Source organism: Ruegeria sp. AH7 (genome assembly GCF_056541325.1).
The window spans coordinates 90,073-111,122 of record NZ_JBQFYF010000002.1; the positions used below are offsets into that span (position 1 = coordinate 90,073).

General features: G+C 57.8%; 14 protein-coding genes. 8 read left to right on the forward strand and 6 right to left on the reverse strand.

The window, feature by feature from the left end:
- The first annotated feature begins 31 nt into the window (after positions 1 to 31).
- The 5 genes from ACR0JX_RS04950 to ACR0JX_RS04970 all read left to right on the forward strand — a co-directional run bounded on the left by ACR0JX_RS04950 (position 32) and on the right by ACR0JX_RS04970 (position 8,746).
- Complete coding sequence (locus ACR0JX_RS04950; protein WP_480541929.1) at positions 32 to 913, forward strand: LysR family transcriptional regulator; 882 nt, start codon at positions 32 to 34, stop codon at positions 911 to 913.
- An 85-nt stretch (positions 914 to 998) separates the two neighbouring features.
- Entirely contained in the window at positions 999 to 2,702 is a 1,704-nt protein-coding gene (locus tag ACR0JX_RS04955) for an NAD(P)H-dependent oxidoreductase subunit E (RefSeq protein WP_480541931.1), read from the forward strand.
- A gap of 14 nt (positions 2,703 to 2,716) precedes the next feature.
- Positions 2,717 to 5,500: a formate dehydrogenase subunit alpha gene (gene fdhF / locus ACR0JX_RS04960; RefSeq protein ID WP_480541933.1), complete on the forward strand. Its 2,784-nt coding sequence runs from the start codon at positions 2,717 to 2,719 to the stop codon at positions 5,498 to 5,500.
- A gap of 260 nt (positions 5,501 to 5,760) precedes the next feature.
- The gene (locus ACR0JX_RS04965) at positions 5,761 to 6,657 is read left to right on the forward strand and encodes a LytTR family DNA-binding domain-containing protein (RefSeq protein WP_480541935.1); all 897 of its coding nucleotides are present in this window, start codon (positions 5,761 to 5,763) and stop codon (positions 6,655 to 6,657) included.
- 1,126 nt (positions 6,658 to 7,783) lie between these two features.
- Positions 7,784 to 8,746, forward strand: coding sequence for a porin (locus ACR0JX_RS04970; RefSeq protein ID WP_480541937.1), 963 nt, complete (start codon positions 7,784 to 7,786; stop codon positions 8,744 to 8,746).
- A gap of 79 nt (positions 8,747 to 8,825) precedes the next feature.
- Here the strand turns inward: ACR0JX_RS04970 and ACR0JX_RS04975 are convergent, their stop codons facing one another.
- From ACR0JX_RS04975 to ACR0JX_RS04985, 3 genes are all read right to left on the reverse strand, one after another.
- The gene (locus ACR0JX_RS04975) at positions 8,826 to 12,911 is read right to left on the reverse strand and encodes a translocation/assembly module TamB domain-containing protein (protein ID WP_480541939.1); all 4,086 of its coding nucleotides are present in this window, start codon (positions 12,909 to 12,911) and stop codon (positions 8,826 to 8,828) included.
- Entirely contained in the window at positions 12,911 to 14,716 is a 1,806-nt protein-coding gene (locus tag ACR0JX_RS04980) for an autotransporter assembly complex protein TamA (RefSeq protein WP_480541941.1), read from the reverse strand. The genes ACR0JX_RS04975 and ACR0JX_RS04980 overlap by 1 nt, the downstream gene beginning before the upstream one ends.
- 135 nt (positions 14,717 to 14,851) lie before the next feature.
- Positions 14,852 to 16,075 carry a urate hydroxylase PuuD gene (locus ACR0JX_RS04985; protein ID WP_480541943.1) on the reverse strand — a complete coding sequence of 408 codons (1,224 nt, stop codon included), beginning with the start codon at positions 16,073 to 16,075 and terminating at the stop codon, positions 14,852 to 14,854.
- A gap of 97 nt (positions 16,076 to 16,172) precedes the next feature.
- On the opposite strand from ACR0JX_RS04985, the gene ACR0JX_RS04990 reads away from it, so the two are divergent.
- Complete coding sequence (locus tag ACR0JX_RS04990) at positions 16,173 to 17,087, forward strand: LysR family transcriptional regulator (protein WP_480541944.1); 915 nt, start codon at positions 16,173 to 16,175, stop codon at positions 17,085 to 17,087.
- 4 nt (positions 17,088 to 17,091) lie between these two features.
- Here the strand turns inward: ACR0JX_RS04990 and uraH are convergent, their stop codons facing one another.
- Positions 17,092 to 17,448 (reverse strand): hydroxyisourate hydrolase, encoded by a 357-nt coding sequence (uraH, locus tag ACR0JX_RS04995; RefSeq protein ID WP_480541946.1) that lies wholly within the window; start codon positions 17,446 to 17,448, stop codon positions 17,092 to 17,094.
- Between the two features lie 165 nt (positions 17,449 to 17,613).
- Between uraH and puuE the strand changes: the two genes are divergently transcribed.
- Together puuE and ACR0JX_RS05005 are read left to right on the forward strand one after the other, a co-directional pair.
- Positions 17,614 to 19,032 (forward strand): allantoinase PuuE, encoded by a 1,419-nt coding sequence (gene puuE, locus ACR0JX_RS05000; protein WP_480541948.1) that lies wholly within the window; start codon positions 17,614 to 17,616, stop codon positions 19,030 to 19,032.
- The gene (locus tag ACR0JX_RS05005) at positions 19,029 to 19,517 is read left to right on the forward strand and encodes an ureidoglycolate lyase (protein WP_480541950.1); all 489 of its coding nucleotides are present in this window, start codon (positions 19,029 to 19,031) and stop codon (positions 19,515 to 19,517) included. Before puuE ends, ACR0JX_RS05005 begins: the two co-directional genes overlap by 4 nt.
- Before the next feature lie 101 nt (positions 19,518 to 19,618).
- On the opposite strand, the gene ACR0JX_RS05010 is transcribed toward ACR0JX_RS05005, so the two are convergent.
- Both ACR0JX_RS05010 and ACR0JX_RS05015 read right to left on the reverse strand, forming a co-directional pair.
- On the reverse strand, positions 19,619 to 20,605 hold the full coding sequence (locus ACR0JX_RS05010) for a type I glyceraldehyde-3-phosphate dehydrogenase (protein WP_480541952.1): 987 nt from the start codon (positions 20,603 to 20,605) through the stop codon (positions 19,619 to 19,621).
- Between the two features lie 54 nt (positions 20,606 to 20,659).
- Positions 20,660 to 20,983 (reverse strand): hypothetical protein, encoded by a 324-nt coding sequence (locus ACR0JX_RS05015; protein ID WP_480541954.1) that lies wholly within the window; start codon positions 20,981 to 20,983, stop codon positions 20,660 to 20,662.
- Between the last annotated feature and the right edge of the window lie 67 nt (positions 20,984 to 21,050).

Below are 21,050 nucleotides of genomic sequence, written 5' to 3' on the forward strand. Positions count from 1 at the left end.
AGGGGCAAGCCATGATCCGAGACTGCACTACATGATTGAAATCCGCGACCTGCAATTGCTCAGCGCCCTTGCGCGGCATCGTCACTTTGCCAAAGCGGCCGAGGAATGCGGGATCTCGCAGCCTGCATTCTCGATGCGAATCCGAAATCTTGAGGATCGGCTTGGCGTCTCGATTGTACGTCGCGCGAACCGGTTTCAGGGTCTGACCGAAGAGGGTGAGATGATCGTCCTGCGGGCCCGGCGCATTCTCGACGATACCAAAGCTTTGGAGCAACAGGTGCTGGCCGCAAAGGGCGAGATTACCGGGACGCTGATCCTGGGCGTGATCCCGACCGCCATTGCCTTTACGGGCCGCCTGATCAAGCGGCTGCGCGACGCGCATCCCCGCATCATTACACGTATCGAAACCATGTCAGCCACCGCCATTCAACACCGGCTGGATGAGGGCAGTCTGGACGCGGGCATCACCTATGGCGACAGTATCGGTACCGATCTGCGGCAGGTGCAGTCATTATACGAAGAAACCTATGTGCTGTTGGTGCCGTCGTATATGACCGCTGAAACCGACCCGATACCATGGGCGCGCGTGGCCGAGTTCCCGCTCAGCCTGTTGGAGCCACAAATGCAGAACCGTCGTATTCTGGATCGAATTTTCGCGGACCAAGGTTTGCATCCGGATGTCGTGGCTGAAACGAGCGGCTTCACGGCCTCGATGGTGATGGCTCGTGAAGGGTTAGCGGCGACCGTTGTGCCACGGGTTCTGGTGCGTGCGCTGGGCGAACTGAAGGGTACAAAAGTGCTGCCCTTGGTCGATCCGGTGGTCAGTAAGCCGATTTGTCTGGCGACCCTGAGCCGAGATCCCGAATTGCCAACCATACAAGCGCTGCGCTCTGTGGTGACCTCTTTGCGGTGATAAGGTGTCGTTATCGTGCGATAGCCAAATGCGATTTGACGATATGCTGGTCTGATGAGACACGGGGCCTTAATCGGAGGGCATCATGGCACCATTAGATACCAAGCCATCAGGCGCACCAAAGGGCGTCTGGAAGTCAGGTAAAGGCAAAGGGCGGCACACGCCCAAAGGCCGTCAATTCTCGGACGAGGCGCAGGCCGAAATCGCGCGCCTGTTGGGCGACCGCCCGCGTCGCCGCGACCTGCTGATCGAATTTCTGCATTTGATTCAGGACGAACATGGCCATATCAGCGCCGACCACATCGCTGCGCTGGCGGTCGAGATGCGGATTGGACAGGCTGAAATCTATGAGACCGCGACCTTTTATGCTCATTTCGACGTAGTGAAAGAAGACGAGACACCTCCGCCCGCGCTGACGATCCGCGTTTGTGATTCCCTTTCCTGCGAGATGGCCGGTGCCCAACAGCTGCAAAAAGCGCTGCAAGACGGACTGGACCCGTCCGAGGTTCGTGTTGTCCGCGCCCCTTGCATGGGCCGCTGTGACACCGCTCCGGTGCTTGAGATCGGCCACAACCACATTGACCATGCGACCCCCGAAAAGGTGCAGGCTGCAATTGCTGCCGATGACACCCATGCACATCTGCCTGACTACGAAACCTACGCGACCTATGAGGCCGAAGGCGGCTACGCCAAGCTGAAAGAGCTGCGCAAGGGCGGCGATTGGGAGAAGGTGCAGGAAGACGTCCTGTCCTCGGGCCTGCGCGGTCTGGGCGGTGCTGGTTTCCCGTCGGGCAAGAAATGGGGCTTTGTTCGCATGAACGAAGGCCCGCGTTATCTGGCCGTGAATGGGGACGAGGGCGAGCCCGGCACCTTCAAAGACCGCTACTATCTGGAGCGCACGCCGCATGTCTTCCTCGAAGGCATGCTGATCGCCGCATGGGCGGTCGAAGCGGAAACCTGCTTTATCTACATGCGCGACGAATACCCGGCCGTGCTGGAAATCCTGCGTCGCGAAATCGCCGCGTTGGAGCAGGCAGGGATCGTCGAAGAAGGCTACATCGACCTGCGCCGGGGTGCCGGTGCCTATATCTGCGGCGAAGAATCCGCGATGATCGAGTCGATCGAAGGCAAGAAGGGCCTGCCGCGTCATCGTCCTCCGTTCGTGGCGCAGGTTGGGGTCTTTAACCGCCCGACACTCGTGCACAATGTCGAGACACTGTATTGGGTCACCAAAGTGTGCCGTGAAGGACCTGAATGCCTCAACAGCACCGAAAAGAATGGTCGCAAAGGACTGCGTAGCTATTCGGTCTCTGGCCGTGTGGCGAAGCCGGGTGTTTACCTGTTGCCCGCCGGTTCGACCATTCTGGACGTGATCGAAGCTGCCGGTGGCATGGCCGAGGGCCAGACCTTAAAGGCGTACCAGCCGGGCGGCCCGTCTTCGGGCGTGTTGCCCGCGTCGATGGATGACATTCCTCTGGATTTCGACACGCTGCAACCGCATGGCACCTTCATCGGCTCGGCCGCTGTGGTGGTTCTATCCGATCAGGACACCGCCCGCGATGCGGCGCTGAACATGCTGCGCTTCTTCGAAGACGAAAGCTGCGGCCAGTGTACGCCTTGCCGGGCAGGCTGCGAAAAGGCGGTCAAACTGATGCAGGCAGACAAGTGGGATCAGGACCTGCTTGAGGACTTGTGTCAGGTCATGGGCGATGCCTCGATCTGCGGTCTGGGGCAGGCGGCCCCGAACCCGATCCGCCTTGTCATGAAACATTTCGCTGACGAAATCTGAGGGGAGACAGAGCCATGCTAGACGCAAGCCCAACCAAGACCGTCACCTTCAACCTGAACGGCGAAGATGTCACCGTGCCTGAGGGCTGGACCATCTGGGAAGCCGCCAAGGGCCAGGGGTTCACCATCCCGCACCTGTGCCACAAGCCGCAGCCGGGTTATCGCCCGGACGGCAACTGCCGCGCCTGTATGGTTGAGGTGGAAGGCGAGCGCACGCTGGTCGCCTCGTGCATCCGCCCCGCCGCAGACGGTATGGTCGTTAAGACCGACAGCGATCGGGCCGAGAAATCGCGCGCCATGGTCATGGAACTGCTGGTCGCCGATCAGCCGGAAGAGGCACATGACGCCTCCAGCCACTTCTGGGACATGGCCAAGCTGAACGATGTCAGCGACAGCCGTTTCCCGGCGAAAGAGGCCGAGAAAATCCCTCTGCTGGATGACAGCCACGTTGCGATGCGGGTCAATCTGGATGCCTGTATCAACTGCAACCTCTGCGTTCGCGCTTGCCGTGACGTGCAGGTGAATGACGTGATCGGCATGGCCGGTCGCGGCCACACCGCGCAGGTGGTGTTTGACCAGAACGACCCAATGGGCGCATCAACTTGCGTGGCATGTGGCGAATGTGTTCAAGCCTGCCCGACCGGCGCGCTGATGCCTGCTACCGTGCTGGACGACCAGCAGAAGGGTGACAGCAAGGACTATGACAGCGAAACCGAAAGCGTCTGCCCGTTCTGCGGCGTGGGCTGTAAGGTCTCGCTGAAGGTCAAAGACGGCAAGGTGAAATATGTCGAGGGCATCAATGGCCCCGCTAACGAAGGTCGTCTGTGCGTCAAGGGCCGCTTTGGCTTTGACTACATCCACCACCCCCACCGCCTAACCAAGCCGCTGATCCGGCGCGAGGATGCGCCTGAAAAGGGGCTGAACGTCGATCCCGGCAATCTGGACACCCATTTCCGCGAAGCGACATGGGAAGAAGCGATGGATCTGGCGGCCTCCAAGTTGAGAACTCTGCGTCAGGAAGACCCGCGCAGCGTTGCAGGCTTTGGCTCGGCCAAATGCACCAACGAAGAAGCCTATCTGTTCCAGAAGTTCATCCGTCAGGGCTTTAAGCACAACAATGTCGACCATTGCACCCGTCTGTGCCACGCGTCGTCCGTTGCGGCCTTGATTGAAAACGTGGGATCGGGCGCCGTGACTGCGACCTTCAACGAGATCGAAAACGCGGATGTGGCGATTATCATCGGAGCCAACCCGATCGAAAACCACCCTGTGGCCGCGACCTACTTCAAGCAGTTCACCAAGCGCGGCGGCAAGCTGATCGTGATGGACCCGCGCGGTGTTGGCATGCGCAAGTTTGCCGATGAGATGCTGCAGTTCCGCCCCGGTGCGGATGTCTCGATGCTCAACGCGATCATGAATGTGATCGTCGAAGAGGAACTCTACGACAGCCAGTACATCCACCGCTGGACCGAGAATTGGGAGGCCGAGAAAGAGCACCTGCGCCAGTTTACGCCCGAGGCGATGGCACCGATCTGTGGCATCGAACCCGATCAGTTGCGCCGTGTGGCCCGCACCTTTGCGCAGGCCAAAGCTGGCTTGATCTTCTGGGGTATGGGCGTCAGCCAGCATATCCACGGCACCGACAACTCGCGCTGCCTGATCAGCCTGGCGCTGATGACGGGCAATGTCGGCAAGCCCGGTGCGGGTCTGCACCCGCTGCGCGGTCAGAACAACGTGCAGGGGGCATCCGATGCCGGTCTGATCCCGATGTTCCTACCGGACTATAAGACGGTTACGGATGACAGCATTCGGGCGCAGTTTATGGATGTCTGGGGCTCGGATGACTTCTCGAATGAAAAGGGCCTGACTGTCACCGAGATCATCGATCAGATCTATGCGCGCAACATCAAGGGTATGTACATTCTGGGTGAAAACCCGGCCATGTCCGACCCGGATGTGAACCACGCGCGCGAGGCCTTGGCCAAGTTGGATCTGATGATCGTTCAGGATATCTTCCTGACCGAAACGGCGAACTATGCCGACATCATCCTGCCGGCCTCGGCGCTGTATGAGAAGAACGGCACCGTGTCGAACACCAACCGTCAGGTGCAGCGAGTGCGTCCGGCTGTGGCCCCTCCGGGGGAAGCGCGTGAGGATTGGGCGATCACCGTCGATCTGGCGCAGCGCATCGGGCTGAACTGGGACTACACGGATGTCTCTCAGGTCTTCAACGAGATGAAGCTGACGATGGAGTCTCTCGACAACATCACCTGGGAACGGCTTGAGACCGAGACGATCACCTACCCGTCGCTCAGCGAAACTGATCCGGGCCAATCCATCGTGTTTGGGGACGGCTTCCCGCGTGCGGATGGCAAGGCCAAGTTCACGCCAGCCAGCATCATCCCACCCGATGAGGCCCCGGATGAGGATTATCCGATGATCGCCACAACTGGCCGTCAGTTGGAGCATTGGCACACCGGGTCCATGACCCGCCGCGCCACTGTTCTGGACGCGGTGGAGCCTGAGGCGAATTGCTCGATGAACCCGCGTACCCTGAAACTGATGGGCATCGAACCGGGTGAGACGATCCGTCTGACGACGCGTCGCGGCTCGATCGAGATCATGGTGCGCGCCGACCGGGCGATTGCGGAGGATATGGTGTTCATCCCGTTTGCCTATGTCGAGGCTGCCGCGAACATCCTGACCAACTCGGCCATCGATCCCTATGGCAAAATCCCCGAATTCAAGTTCTCGGCGATCCGTGTCGAAAAGATTGAAGACGCCATCGCGGCAGAGTGATCTTAGGCAGCGATGAATCTGAAAGGGCGGTCCGATGGGGCCGCCCTTTTCCTAAGTGCCGCTACGTCACTCCCTGCTGCATCATTTTGGACTTTCTTTGCACCATTTGCGCCACAATTGTCTGTTTCTACACATCCCCGAATGCGAAAACGTCATAAGAACGCCTCCATTCGCCGCAGGGCAAGGAGAAGCAAAGGCATCAAATCTAAGGGGATTGCCCAAAGGGAAGGACTTGGGCGCGACCAGAGTAGCAGGGCGATATGACACTCAACGATGTGTATCTCAGACTGAAACAGGCCGACATTACATATGTCGTGCTACCGCGGGTGACGGTTCGTGCAACTTTGAACACCCTGCTCAGTTTCTTTCTTTCCAGGAATTTTATCTTATTTCTGGTGCCTTTGATGCTGTTGCTGATCGGCGCGACATCGTCTTTGTTTGCTGACCGGTTAAGCGGGTTTGGTCGTGCGGTTTATTGGTTGTCGATGTTGATCGGATACATGGGATCCGCCTTTGTCATGATCCTGGTTCAAGCCAGCGGCAGCAGTTTTTTGGGCATCAAAAGATTCTTCTCGCCTGTCACATGTATCCCCGTGGCGCTTGGCGCGATGACGTTCGCCGAGCTTGCGACGAACTGGGTGCTCAATCTATTTCAGACATCAGATTTCATGTATATGCCTATGCTCCTGCCGCAGTACCTTCTGATTGTCGGGATTGAGAGCATTGTTATCGTTTGGGTTTTACCACCTTATCTGGACCGGCTAGGGGAAAGCGAGGGCCCAATCGAGGATACGCCCGAAAACAATGCGACCGGGGTGGTGACGGCAAATGGTCAGAGCTTCCTGATCAAGGACATCAAGTTTGTTCAGGCAAACCAGCACTATGTGACAGTGCAGCTTGATGATCGTGAAGTGTTGGTGCGCTCTACGTTCAAGGGGATTCTGACCCAGCTGCCCACAGGGGCAGGGTTGCAGGTGCATCGTTCGTGTTGGGTTGCCAACTCCTGCGTCGACATCGCACGTAGTTTGAATGAGATCGGACATGTCGTTCTGTGCAACGGTGAGAAATTGACCGTTGCCCGCAGCCGCACCGGTGCGGTACGCGATTGGTTGGCAAGCCTCGCCTGCTCCGAAGGGCTGCAGAGTGTCGAAGCCTGATCACGCCAAGGCTATTTATTAGGGACAGGTTTTCGCTGACGTTAGCGAAAAAAGAACACCTCCCCGCGTTTCTCGCTGACTTGGATAGCGGCACGCAGGAAGGTGAACGTATCAAATGCTTGAATGCTGAAACGGTTTGTTAGTACCACTTTCGTTTCCCCCGATTTCGGATTTAACCCCCTCCTTCATCAGGCATTACTCGTCACCAAACACACTGGTTAAATGCGCTGCAACAACCGCAGCACGCTACCTTTTCGAACAAATGCCTGAAACAGGCAACGAGCTTGGTACGAAACGTCGAAAATTCGTAACGAATGGGGCCTGCAGTTCATGTCGCACGAGTTGCGGGCGCAGTGAATTTCGCGACATGTTCTTTAATATATTGATTCCAAGTCTTTAATTTGTTTCTGGCCGCTAGGAATTCATCACGATGAACGAGATACCCTGTTCTCGTTTCCTGAGGGTTTGGGCGTGAACGGTTCGGCCTCAATTCGTTTGTCGTCCTGAATCACGTATGAAATTGAGGTCAATAGACTGCTCCAGATCAGTCTCTAAGTCCCCATCATGGTTGTTGGTCTTTTCGGGATTAGGAATGTTCAACTGGACACCCCGTTCCGCTTGAATTTCAGGCCTGATCGATACTCGTCCAAGTTGGCGGTGTATTTGCCCAGAATAACGTGGTGCCAACTTCGGTGCAGGCATCACATGCCACTCGCCTTGGGCGCATTAGGTATCAGAAAGAAACTTTACAAGGGCTGCGCTGGATCACAAATATTTGAGTTTTGAAACTGTGGCTTTTGGGACGTGTGCCCCTGATCCGCACAAAAGGCTCACTACGCTGTTCCGCTACGGCACTGCGAAGGTCTAGAGACAGGCACATGGAGTATATGCTTATTTCTAACAATAGGTTACCAAGTTCACACACCATGTTCGTGTACCGCCTGGTAAACTCAAAAGCGCCCCTTTGATGAGGTGTTTTGCCGCCAAAGCAGCCTGAAAGAAGGCGGGTCAAAGAAAGCGCTGGGTGAAAACTGCTCCGAGCATCTTGTGAACTGAACTGATCTGTTCGATTAGGGCTCGAGCGAAATTTCTTAGCTCGCCTATTCACACATTTACGGAAAACGACATGAAACATGTTCTCTTCGCAACAACAGCGCTAATCGCGACTGCTAGTGTCGCGGCAGCAGAGGTGAAATTCAGCGGTTATGGCCGTTTTGGTATCGGCTATCAGGAAGATCGATCAACCGACACGAATGTGAGCGACACAATTCTGGTTTCCCGCTTTCGTCTAAACATCGACGGGGATGTGGAAACGGATACCGGGGTCAGATTCTCGGCGCGGGTTCGATTGCAGGCCGATGAAGACAGCGATACCGGCGAGGCAAACACAGCCGGTTTGAACGGTGCCCGCTTCTCGGTCATCTTTGGCGGTCTGCGTGTCGATGCGGGCAACGTCTCTGGCGCGTTTGACAACTCGGACCTGTACTTTGGTAACGAACCGGGCCTAGAAGAGTTTCTGGGTCAATATTCCGGTGTCGATTATGATTTCCTGGAGTATTCATCGACCGGTGCAGGTTCGAATGCGGTGTTCTTCCAATATGCGGTTGGAGACTTGGCCTTTGGTGCGTCCTATGACACCGATGCCATCAATGGCGCAGATCGCTGGGACGTCAGTGCGACATACATCTTCGACAATTATTCTGCCACAGTGATCTACGGTCAGACCGAAGCCGTTGCTGGCGGCGACAAACAGGATCTGATTGTTCTGGCTCTGGGTGCTGAGCTCGGAGACTTTAGCGGAACACTGTTCGTTGGACGTGATGGTGACACGCCGGTCAATGATTTTGGAGAAGATACCGACGGCACTGTTTATGGTGCGTCGCTTGCCTATAACCTTGGTGCCGCCACCACCATTACAGCGGCTTACGGTGATGGTTCGGCCGAAGGTGACACGCAGCAATATGGTGTTGGCGCGATCTATGATCTAGGCAACGGCGCAACGCTGCGCGGTGCAGTTGGTCGAGAAAAGGTCGGTCGTGCGGGCGAAGCTCAGACCATCGCTGACTTTGGTGTTCAGTTCAACTTCTGATCGAACCCCAGATTACAGGACAAAGGCCGGTTTTTGGATCGGCCTTTGTCCTATTGGCAACTTTGCTTCAAGTGAACCTTCAGTAGTCACGCTCGAAGAATAGACCAATCCCGGTTTCACCGCGTCCGTCTACAGTCCCCCGGACGGTGAAGTTGTCGTTGATGTCCAAGTTCAGGTTCACCTCGGTATCTCCTTCGGTGTTGACGGTGAAATCCGTGTACAGATTGTCCCCCAGATAAGCACCGGCGCCCAGACGGCCTGCGCCGCCTTCGGTCGCCCCGATATCGACTGAATCCACACCGGTGGATTCACGCAACCCTTTGGTGGCATTCCCCCCGGCACCGCTTAGCTGTGCCAGCGATGCTGCCATCTGCGCGATGACAAAGGGGGACAGTTCCGAAAAGCGATTTCCAAACAGAAGCATGGCCAGGGCTTCTTCGGCTGGCCGCTCGGGGTCGGAAAAGACATCAACCTCTGGCGCATCCAGCGGACCTGCGATCTCGATCGTTGCGGTTCCATCGGGTGTGCTGGCTGAGGAGGCGAATTCGATATACGGGGTCAGATCGCCTTGCAGGGTTACGATCCCTTTGGTCAGTGCAAGGCGGCGCCCCAATATGTCGAAATTCCCCCGGATCAGTTCGATTTGACCCGATGGTACTACAGATCGCGTGGTGCCGCCAATAGCGATGCGCCCGCCCAGTTCAGCATTAACGCCGCGCCCGCGCACGAACACGGCTTTGGGGGCAGATAAGATGATGTCCAGCGCAATTCTGGAGGCGCTTTGGCCGGGTCGGTCTTTTGTGACCAGCTGCGCGCGCTCTCGGGTGATGTATTGCGCACGGCTTTCGCCGATATGCGTGATCTCGGGGATCGGTGCTGCACCCACCGCGCCAGAGGCTGCCGCAAGATTGATATTGGTTTCTTCAAAGGTGATCTGCCCGGCCAGGCTGCTATTTCCAGCCAAGGCCCCGGTCATGGCGATCTGGCCGTTTAGCTTGGTCTCGTACAGCAATTGATCCGTCAATACGAGGTTGTCCAACCGGGTGGTGATTTGTGCATTGAAGGGTGGTTTCAGATCGACCGGCCCTGTGACGGAGAATCCACCACCGGCACGCATGCCACCATTTAGCGAGATCGTGGCGCGGCTTTGCGCTAGATCGACCGATCCGCTGATCCCGGTCACGGTTTGACCTGCGGTGGGAATGGCGAAGGATGTCCCGGATGTGGTGATCGACCCCCGCAGCGACTCCAGCGCTGGCTTTCCTTGCAATGCAAGGTCGAACCGAGCCGAACCTTCGATTTTGTTGGGTGTGAGGAAGACGTTGGCGATCCCCAGGTTGAGCCCGCCCTGAGCCCTCAGATCAGCAGTGCCTGCGGTCTCGTCAAACGTCCCTGCCACGGTGCTGTTGATCCCCGCAGGCCCTTCGGCTTTGGCATCGATGGTCCAAACGCCCTTGGCCCGTTTTGCATTGCCGGTCGCGGCAACTGTCCCGGGGAAATCGGGGGCAAAGCGTTCGATCCGGTTTAACTTGGCATCAAAATCAAGATCGGCTGCGCCATCTGTGTCGACCGTGCCTGTCAGACTTGCATACGAGCTGTCTGGTCCATTTAGGTTGAGCTTTCCCTCCAACCCCGAACCAGTAGGGGCAACGTTGCCATCCAGGCTTAGCGGGCCGGATAGTGTGTTTGAAAGCCGTCCGAGATTGTCCAGCGCGGCAGTAAAGCTGAGCCCACCCGCATCGCGGCTCAGTTGGCCCGATGCATTCGCAGATAGGGCCGTGCCCTGCAGGCGTAAGGTGCGAATGTTCAATCCTTCATCACCGTTCAACGCGTCTACGTTCAGGGTTGTTCGACCTTGAACCAGCCCATCCAACTGGTCGATTCCGGTGCGGATATCGTCCGCTGCAACTGTGCCCTTCACGTCGAAAGCCTTGCTGCCGACAGCCCCATTCCCTTGCACATTTGCATCAACGGAGCCGCCCAATTCTCGCTTGGCCAGCCCTGAAAAGAGAGACAGGTCCGGGATGTTCAAGCTAGCCTCTCCGGCGACCGCTATCTCTCCGGTCGGATCGTCGATTGTGGCGGCAACTTGACCAGAGACAGCTTGGCCATTCACCGTAGCCTGCCGGATCGTGATCTGATCTTGCGACAGCGCCCCGTCAAACACGACCGAGGTTTCGCCGCTCAGCAGCGGATCAATCTCGTCCATCCCGGTTTTGATGTCTCGACCTGTGACGCTTGCGGTGCCATCGAATTCAAGGGTCTGTACCGTTCCCTTGCCATCCAAACTGGCCTGTAGCGACCCGCCTAGGTCCCGCTGCGCCAGCCCTGAGAAAACGGACAGATCACGGGCGGATAGTTTGACCTGACCATCGATCGAGAGGTTGCCATCAGGTGTTGTGACGGTCCCGTCGGACTGTGCCCGTGCAGCATCCGCGATCAGGGTGAAATCGCGCAGCGTGATGCCATCTGTTCCGCGCTTGGCGTCCACGGTTATCGTTGTTTCGCCCTGAATAAGCGGGTCTATGTCATCACGCCCGGTGGATAGATCATTGCCTTGAAGGTCCAACTTGCCGTCAAAGCTCCCCTCCAACGGGGACCCGCTGCCCGTCAGCCGCGCCGACACCTGACCCCCAAGGTCCAGTTTGGCAAGGTCGGAAAATCGGGACAGATCGGTTGCATCCAGCGTGGCAGTGCCGTCAATGTTCAAACCGCTGGTCAAGCCGCTGATCAATGCGTCAACACCCAGTGTGTAGTCGGTCCCGACCAGCTCAAACCCCGAAAGGTTCAAAGATTCATCGGTGCTGTAATCGAAAAGCCCGTCCAGCGTGACCCGATCCCCCAATGCGCTGTTCAGCGCAGGGTCTTCCAGATCAATACCGTCAAGCGCAGCCTGAACATCACCCTCAACCTTGGTCACATTCCCTTGTTCCAACGAACCTTGCGCGGTAATCTGCGCGCGCTCCAGGGCAATCTGGGGGGATTTGAACGCATCCGCCGTCAAACTTAGGTCCCAAAGGTTTCCATTTGCCTGATCAAACAGCGCCGAAATCTGGGCCGCTTCGATTGAGGTTTCTCCACCCGAGGCAGGTAAGACAACGGTTTCGCCATTTGGCGGTGTAATCCGTCCTTGCAGCGCGGCCAGCTGTAGTGCCCCACCGGTTGCCAGTTCCAGCTTACCCTCCAGTTTCAGCGCTTGTGAGATAAAGGCCAGATCGTTGACGATCAACGCGCCTTCGGGCTGCGTTTGGCCATCGACCAACAAGCGTGTGTCCTGACCAAAGAAAACATCCATGTCATCGGCAACAAACGGGGTCATGTCGCCACTGATATCTGCGGTAAAGGCGATACCGTCCGCGGCGGTATCATCCACATCAGGGGCGGCGCGCAGCCTGACCTGTCCGCCAACACGTTGCTGGCCGTCGCTGCTCAAACCAATATCGGCGGTGAAATCCGTAACTGGGCCCGAGCCCTTGGCGCTCAACCCGATAGGCGGGCTATCGGGAATGCGTAAAGCGGTGGAGATCAGACCGCCCGAGGCTTCGGTCACGTTCAAATCCAGATCGATCTGGCTGTTTGAATTCTGGAATCCGGCTGAAAGCGTGATCTCATCCCCTGCGCGATCGAGCCGCGTGATATCCAGATCAGTATCCAGCGTCCCATCTGCCAAAGACAGGTTCCCGGTCACTTTCAGCTCTGCTGCGACCCCGATCAGCGGTTGCCCCAACGCCAATTCGTCAACACGGATTTCACCGATTTCAATCGAAACGGGCAGCTCAGGCAATTGAAAGGGTTGCGTTTCAGCCGAAGGCGGAGGGTCTTCGGTTGTTGTGGTGCCAGGCGCACGCGCGACATCGATCGCCTGCGCGGTCAGGGCATCGACTGAAAACCGTCCTCGGATCAGGGCGAGGCGATTCCAGTCCAGCTCTGCCCCTTTGATGGTAAGCCACACTCCTTCATCATCGGCGACCGAGATTTCCTGAATCGTCGCACGCGAGCTCAGCGCGCCCTCTAGGCCTTTGACAGTGACGTTCTGGTTGTCTCCGGACAAAGTGTCCTGAAGAAAGCGTTCGATCATACTTCCGCCGTCGTCTTCTTGGGCACCAGTGGCCAACGGAACGGCGATCAGGGTGCCGACCAGAAGTGGATATGAGAGACGTCGCATCAAAAGGCCTGTCCGATCCCAATATAGAATTGCAGGCCATCGCCGGTGTCGCCTTGTACCGGTACCGCCAGATCAACGCGCAGCGGCCCGAACCCACCCAGATCGTACCGAACACCAAGCCCGGCGCCGGCATGGTCTTCGGCGCCTGAGCCTACGAAGGATGATGTATCGACGATACCGTAATCGTAAAACCCAACCAGAGAGATGGTGTCAGTGATCTTGCCCCGCACCTCTCCGGAGAAACCAAGGAAGGATTTGCCACCTGCGACACCGGTGCCAACCGGAATCCCAAGGCTCTCATAAGGTTGGCCGCGTACAGTGCCAGCGCCGCCAGAGAAGAAAAGGAAGTCTGGCGTTACCCCATCGGCGGGCGGCCCGATGACCGAGCCCAGTTGAATCCGGCCTGCCAGCACCAGCCTGCCCCCGGTTCCAAGGCTTGTATAAGCTCGGCTGTCAAAGAATAGCCGCAGCCCGGTATCGCTGCCGGACAGACCGATGAACGGCATAGCCTGTGCGTCGAGATAGAAGCCTTTCGTTGCGCTGACTTTACTGTCGCGCTGGTCCCATTCTGACCGGAGGGGCAAAATGAAATAGCGAAATTTGCGCCCGTCGCCATAGGCGTCATCCGCGTCAGACCATTGAAAGCCCGCCGAGGCTTCTGCGTAGAGCTGATCCGAGAACGTGCGCCGAGCACCATATGCCAGTGACGCGACCGAGACGTTGTAATTATCGGTATTGCGACGTTCCAAGAGCGCACTCCAGAACGTATTGTCATCGGGGCCCAGCCGGTCGGGCTGATCCAGCCTCAGGCCAATCCGGCCATCCAGATCTTCCGACCCTCCGATGTTTCGTAGGGTGGCCTCGAACCGCAGCCGTTCAGCGCGGCGAAAGACGTTACGATGGGTCCAGGTTGCACTCAGGTCGACGCCGTCTCGCGATGCCAGCTCAAAACCCAGGGTCAGGCGGCGTTTGGGCAGGTCTTCAAAGGTAGCATCAAAATCTAGCGTTCCGTCCGGGTTTGGGGTTTCACGTTCTTGCAGTGAGACCGTGCTGAAAGTGCCTGTGCGGCGCAGGCGAGTTCCAACCTTCTGCACCTGTGCAGGCGAATAGACCTGACCCGTGGGAAACCCGGCGATCTTTTCGATCGACCGTTGGCGTACGTCTGTATCGCCCTTGATAAACATCTTGCCAAAGGTCAGCCGCCGCCCCGGATCAAGGTCGATTTCCGCGTCCAGCCTCGCCTGAGCATGGCGCGCGATGACGCGCTGATCTGCGACATCGGCCTTTGCATGGCCTGCATCTTTCCAAGCGCGCACGCCGGCTGAGGCCGCTTGTTGAATAGCGCCAGTTGTTGCCAGTTTGCCGGTGGCAAAGCCTTCGGGCAGTTCGGTATCCGGCGCCTGCGGCTGCACGATTGCGGTGCCAAAGGTAAAGGTTGGTCCAGGCTCAATCGTGATCACCGCGCGCTTGATTTGGGACGGCACGGTGAGCGAGCTCATCTCGGCCGCTTCCTGCCCATCCAGCTTGATGCTGACGACAGGGCTGAAATACCCCTCGTCATAAAGAATTTGAACCAGTGTTCGATAATCAGAAAGCGCGGCAGATAGAATTTCGAGCGGCGTGTCCAGACCCCGTTCTTCAGCCGTAGTGATTGAGGAGGTTTCTTTTAGCCGCTCGACCACCTCTTTCGGGGCGCCGGGCACGGTCAGCGTGGTCTCCAATGCTTCGGCAATCGCAGGCGCAAAAACCATCAGCGCACCAAATAGCCAGCATGTAAGACCGCGCCGCGGCTTGTATCCCTGCATCAGATGCTCCAACTGCCCCCAAACTCGAAATCACTTATACCGCCTAAATGACGCGGCTGATTAAGTTTAAGTTAGAACATTTGGAGCGCCCCGGGGGAAGGGGGAAACATTCGCCAGCGCGAACTCCCGCGCGCGTCAAAGCCCGGCGTTGCGGACCCAACGGATGATCGCGCTGCGGTCATCGGGCTCCATGTAGGTGATATTGGCCGGGGGCATCGCATGGGTGATACCGGCTTGAAGGTAGATCTGTTTCGCATTCCGCGCGACATCAGCTTCGGTTTCAAGCAGCACACCTTTGGGGGCCCAAAGGATACCCTCCCAAACCGGTTCGCGGGCGTGGCACATGGAGCAGCGACCCAGAACGATATCATGCGCTTCGGCAAACCCGTCTGCGGCAGCAAAGCGCTGTTCATACGGTGTCAGCGGTTTGGCTTCGGCCTCTTCCAGGGGCTTGTACATTGGCGCTGTCGACAGCCACATGATGGCGATGAACAACAGTGCCGTGGCAAGCCAGGTCCAGGTGGGGTTTCCAGTGCGCGCATGGAGGGTGTTGAAGTAATGCCGGATCGTGACGCCCATCAAGAACACCAATGCCGCAATGATCCAATTGTACTCGGTCGCAAACGCCAGGGGATAGTGGTTCGACAGCATCAGAAACAGAACCGGCAAAGTCAGATAGTTGTTATGCGTCGACCGCAGCTTGGCAATCTTGCCGTATTTCGGGTCCGGTGTACGCCCGTTCTTCAGGTCATCCACAACGATGCGCTGGTTCGGCATGATGATGAAAAACACATTCGCCGTCATGATCGTAGCGGTGAAGGCCCCCAGATGCAGCATCATCGCGCGACCGGTGAAAATCTGATTGTACCCCCAGCCCATGACCACAAGCAGTACGAACAGCAGCACCATCAACAGGGTCGGGCGTTCACCCAGCCCGGATTTGCACAGGAAATCATAGACCAGCCATCCAACAGTCAGCGAGGCTGCCGAGATCAGAATGCCCTGCCACAGCGCCAGATCAGCCTTTTCCGCGTCGATCAGATAAAGCTCTCCGCCGACCCAGTAGACGATCATCAACAGCGCAGCACCACTCAGCCAGGTCGAGTAGCTTTCCCACTTGAACCAGGTCAGGTGGTCAGGCATCCGCTCGGGCGCGACCAGATATTTCTGGATGTGATAGAACCCGCCGCCGTGCACTTGCCATTCCTCGCCATCTGCCGGGCCGGGGATATTGCGGTTCAGGCCCAGATCCAGCGCGATGAAGTAAAAGGACGATCCGATCCAGGCCATGGCCGTGATCACGTGCAGCCAGCGCACGGCAAAGGCCATCCAATCCCAGAACACGGCGAAGTCGTACATTTTCAGAAGTCTCCGATAAGGTGCCGCCACACTAGGCAAACGGGGTTTTCTTCGGTATTCCCGTATATTGTCAAACTGTATCAAAAAAAACGATAAGATGTCCTATCTCGACAATATCCGCACCTTTGTTCGTGTCTATGATTTGGGCAGTATGTCCGCCGCCGGGCGCGATTTGCGCATTTCACCTGCGGTGACATCGGCGCGAATCTCGCAGCTTGAGGATCATCTGGGCGTGCGCTTGTTTCAGCGTACAACGCGCAACCTGTCGCCGACTGAGCAGGGCAAAGCGTTTTATCCCGGTGCGGTGGCGGTGCTGGATGCGGTGGATGAAGCCGAGGCGCAGGTAACGCATCTGACCGAAGCGCCGCGCGGGTCCTTATTTGTGGCGGCTCCGCTGGGGGTGGGGCGGCGGTTGTTGGCACCGCATGTACCTGAATTCCTGTCGGACTACCCCGAGATTGATGTTCGTTTGCGCCTAACGGATAGGTCTGTTGATCTGACGACCGAAGGGCTGGATCTGGCCTTCTTCATCGGGCAACCAGAAGACAGCACCCTACGCATTCGTAAGATCGCGGATTGTCAAAGGGTGTTGTGTGCCGCACCCGACTATGTCGCGAGGCGGGGCATGCCGCAATCCGGCGAGGACCTGATCAAAGGCCAACACGAATGCCTGAACCTTCGCTTTCCAGGTGCGACCGAGTTTCAGTGGATGCTGGAAACCCCAGAAGGCCCGAAACGGTTTGCCGTGTCTGGTCGGTTTGAATGTGATGATGGGGATGTGCTGACCGATTGGGCGTTGTCAGGCCAGGGCATTGCGATGAAGCCTATTTTTGAAGTGGCAGAGCACTTGGCTGCGGGGCGTCTCGTCTCGGTCGCGCAGGATACGCCACCTGTACCGGTTCAGATGGCCTGCCTTTACACCCATCGGCGTCATCAGGACCCCAAGGCCCGGTTGTTCATGGATTTTATGATCGAGCGGATCAGTGGCTTTGTGCGCAGCGCCGAAACCTGACAGATCAACTGCCGCGATAGGTCGAATAGCCGTAAGGCGACAAAAGCAGCGGCACGTGATAGTGTGCCGCGGCGTCTGACATGCCAAACCGGATTGGAATCTGGTCCAGGAACAAAGGATCGTCCCCATCCTGGCCGGTTGCACGCAGGTAGTCCCCGGCGAAGAAGATCAACTCATAGGTGCCGGTCTTGAATTTTTCGGGCGGCAGGATGGGGCTGTCGGTTCGCCCATCCGCGTTGGTTTCCATCTCGACCAGCTTTCGATGCGAGTTGCCGGATACCCGGTAGAGTGCGATTTTCAAACCAGCGGCGGGGCAACCCCGGGCGGTGTCCAGAACATGGGTAGTCAGATAGCCTGCCACGTGAGCCTCCTTCAGGTGCGTAACTTCGCTTTGTGACAGTGTGGCGCAAACATCGAAACAGGGGAAATGCCGAAAGAACCCGAAACAGCGTTCGGTTTGATTTGATAATCATCGGCGAGTTTCTAGGATAAGCCTGTCGAAACAGTTCAAAGCCCGGAAGACCTCATGCAACCTCCTCGATACCCTCGCAATATGATCGGATACGGTGCCAACCCGCCGAATGCCAAATGGCCGGGCGGGGCGAAAATCGCGGTTCAGATTGTCCTGAACTACGAAGAAGGTGGCGAGAACTGTGTATTGCATGGGGATGCAGCGTCCGAGGCATTTTTGTCCGAAATCGTAGGTGCTGCCCAATGGCCGGCTCAGCGCCATTGGAACATGGAATCGATCTACGAATACGGCGCGCGCGCCGGGTTCTGGCGGTTGCACCGGCTGATGAAGGAGCTGCCAATCACGGTGTATGGTGTGGCTACTGCCCTGGCACGATCCCCGGATCAGGTTGCCGCCATGAAGGATGCCGGTTGGGAGATTGCCAGCCATGGTTTCAAATGGGTCGAACACAAGGACATGCCCGAGGCGCAGGAACGCGCCCAGATTGCTGAGGCAATTCGCCTGCATACCGAGGTTGTCGGCGAACGCCCGCGCGGTTGGTACACCGGGCGATGTTCCGACAACACCGTGCGTCTGGTCAGCGAAGAAGGTGGGTTCGCCTATGTCGCCGACACCTATGATGACGACCTGCCATACTGGATGCAGATCGGCGGCCGGGATCAGCTGATCGTGCCCTACACGCTGGATTGCAACGATATGCGGTTTGCAACGCCGCAGGGATTCAATTCAGGTGATCAGTTCTATGCGTATTTGAAGGACAGTTTCGATGCGCTCTATGCCGAAGGTGAGGCCGGCGCCCCCAAGATGCTGTCAATTGGCCTGCATTGCCGTCTGATCGGGCGACCAGGGCGTGTCATGGCGCTGAAACGGTTTTTGGACTATGCGCGCGGTCATGCGGATGTGTGGTTTGCCACACGGTTGCAGATCGCTGAACTCTGGGCGCAGACCCACCCGCCGCAATCCAATCCGAAGCCATCGCAGATGGAGCGGGACGCGTTTGTCGAAACTTACGGGGGCATTTTTGAACACTCGGCCTGGATCGCGGACCGGGCCTATGATTTGGAGCTTGGGCCCGCGCACGACACTGCAGGCGGATTGCACAATGCGCTGACGCGTATGTTTCGTTCTGCCTCTGAGGCTGAACGGTTGGGGGTTTTGACTGCGCATCCCGATCTGGCGGGCAAGCTGGCGCAGGCCAAGCGGCTGACCGTTGAAAGCACGTCCGAGCAAGCCTCTGCTGGGTTGGACGCGCTGACGGATGAGGAGCGCGCAGCCTTCACAGATTTGAACAAGCGGTACACCGAGAATTTCGGTTTTCCCTTCATCATTGCGGTGCGGGATCATGACAAGGCGTCGATTCTTGCCGCGTTTCAGCGGCGGATCGAACAGGAGCGAGACGCGGAGTTTGCCGAAGCCTGCCGCCAGGTGGAACGTATCGCCGAGTTTCGATTGCGGGACATATTGCCCTCATGAGCCGCCAGATCGTCGCCACGCCGCTAACCGCCACAGCTTTCGCGCCGTTTGGGGATGTGATTGAGCTGTCCGGTGATCCGGACAAGATCATCAATCAAGGGCAATGCGGACGGTATCATGACCGTGCCTTTCTGGAGTTCACCGACGGGCGCGCCGGAATCAGCCTGTTCAACGCCAATCCGCGCAAACTGCCCTACGCGCTGGATATGGTTGAGCGTCATCCCGATGGCAGCCAGGCCTTCATCCCGATGACCCATCAACCCTTTCTAGTGATCGTCGCACCCGATCGCGATGGTTTGCCCGGTATTCCTCGGGCTTTCCTAACAGAGCCGGGGCAAGCGGTGAACTACCATCGGGGCACCTGGCACGGCGTGCTGACCCCGCTACATGACCCCGGTTTGTTTGCTGTGGTTGACCGTATCGGTGAGGGTACAAATCTTGAGGAGCATTGGTTCGACACTCCTTATGAGGTGATCGCTGGCTGAGCCCGGCACGCTCCCGCCCGGTCAGGGCGCATCAAAGATGCACCATGACCCGTTGGGCCGGGCAGCGCGCGGGCAGGCCCGCCCACTGCGGCTGGTCTGTATCAGCCCGTCGCCATCAATCGGGCGACGTCGAGCATACGAGCTGAGAAGCCCCATTCGTTGTCATACCAGCCGAAAACGCGGACCTGATTTTCGCCCACCATACGGGTTTCAGGGCCCGCAATGACCAGCGATTCAGGGCGCGCTCTAAGGTCGGAAGAGACCAGCGGCAGATCGGTCCAGCCGAGCACGTCCGAGGCCTCTACCGCATCGCGGAATGTTGTATCGAAGGCTTGCGCGCTCATCCCGCGTTCGAGCGTCACAACAAGATCTACGGCAGATACGCTGGCTGTCGGAACCCGCACCGCCGCGCCTGAAATGCGCCCGGCCAAATGCGGCAGAACAACATCGATCAGATGCGTCGCGCTGGAGGTCGTCGGTACCATCGACAGTGCCCCCGCACGCGACCGGGCAAGGTCGCCGCGGGGTGCGTCGACCATCGGCTGGCTGTTGGTATAGCAATGAATGGTGGTCATGTGCCCCGACACGATGCCACCGATCTGATCCAAAACCCGGATCAACGGCGCAAGGCCATTTGTGGTGCAGGACGCGTTCGAGACGACGCTGGCATCACCGAGTTGATCGTCATTCGCGCCCAGAACCACCGTCAACTCGGCAGCGGGCGAGGGTCCCGAGATCAGAACTTTGCGCGCCCCGGAAGCCAGACCCCGGCGGGCCACATCAGATGTGCGCGCGATCCCGGTGCAATCGAGCAAAACATCAACGCCGGTCAGATCGACGTTCGTCAGATCGGAGCTGTGCGTCATAGGCACTTTGCGTCCGTCGATGACAAGAGCATTGTCGTGTGCGGCGACGTCACCGGCATAGGGGCCAAAGGTGCTGTCGTATTTGAACAGATAGGCGCAGGTATCGAGCGGCGCGATATCGTTGATCAGCACCAGTTCGATATCTGATCCTTGCGGCTGGGCCAGAACCTGCCGCAGGATCGTGCGGCCGATGCGGCCGAATCCGTTAATCGCGAGTTTCATGCGCAAGCTATGGCAGGCAGATCAGGCGATCTCAATGAAAGTATTGTACCAATTTCAGCCGCAACTGACCTGCGAGAAAAACTGCCCCGAGATGTTCTGATACATGCTGGTCACGATCGGTTTGCAGCCCGTTGCCTGCTGGATTGCTGCAATGGCCTGCAGGGTACGCAGGCGCGGTGGCGGACCAAAGGGGTTGAGGTTGTTGTTGTCGCGCGTGGCACGGTAGATGACTGGCTCATCAGATACTTTGGTCACGGCCCAGGTGCGGCTCATGACAAAGACCGATTTGGTTTCGTCTTTTGCTGCGACTGGCGTGGAAACCGAAGCGGCCACCATGGCGATTGTGGCCAGTGCCATCAGGGGGGTGCGCAGGTTCATCGGCCAGTCTCCAGTACTAAAACAGTGGAATATGAAGGGATTTCAGCAAATTCCGGGGCGAGTGTGA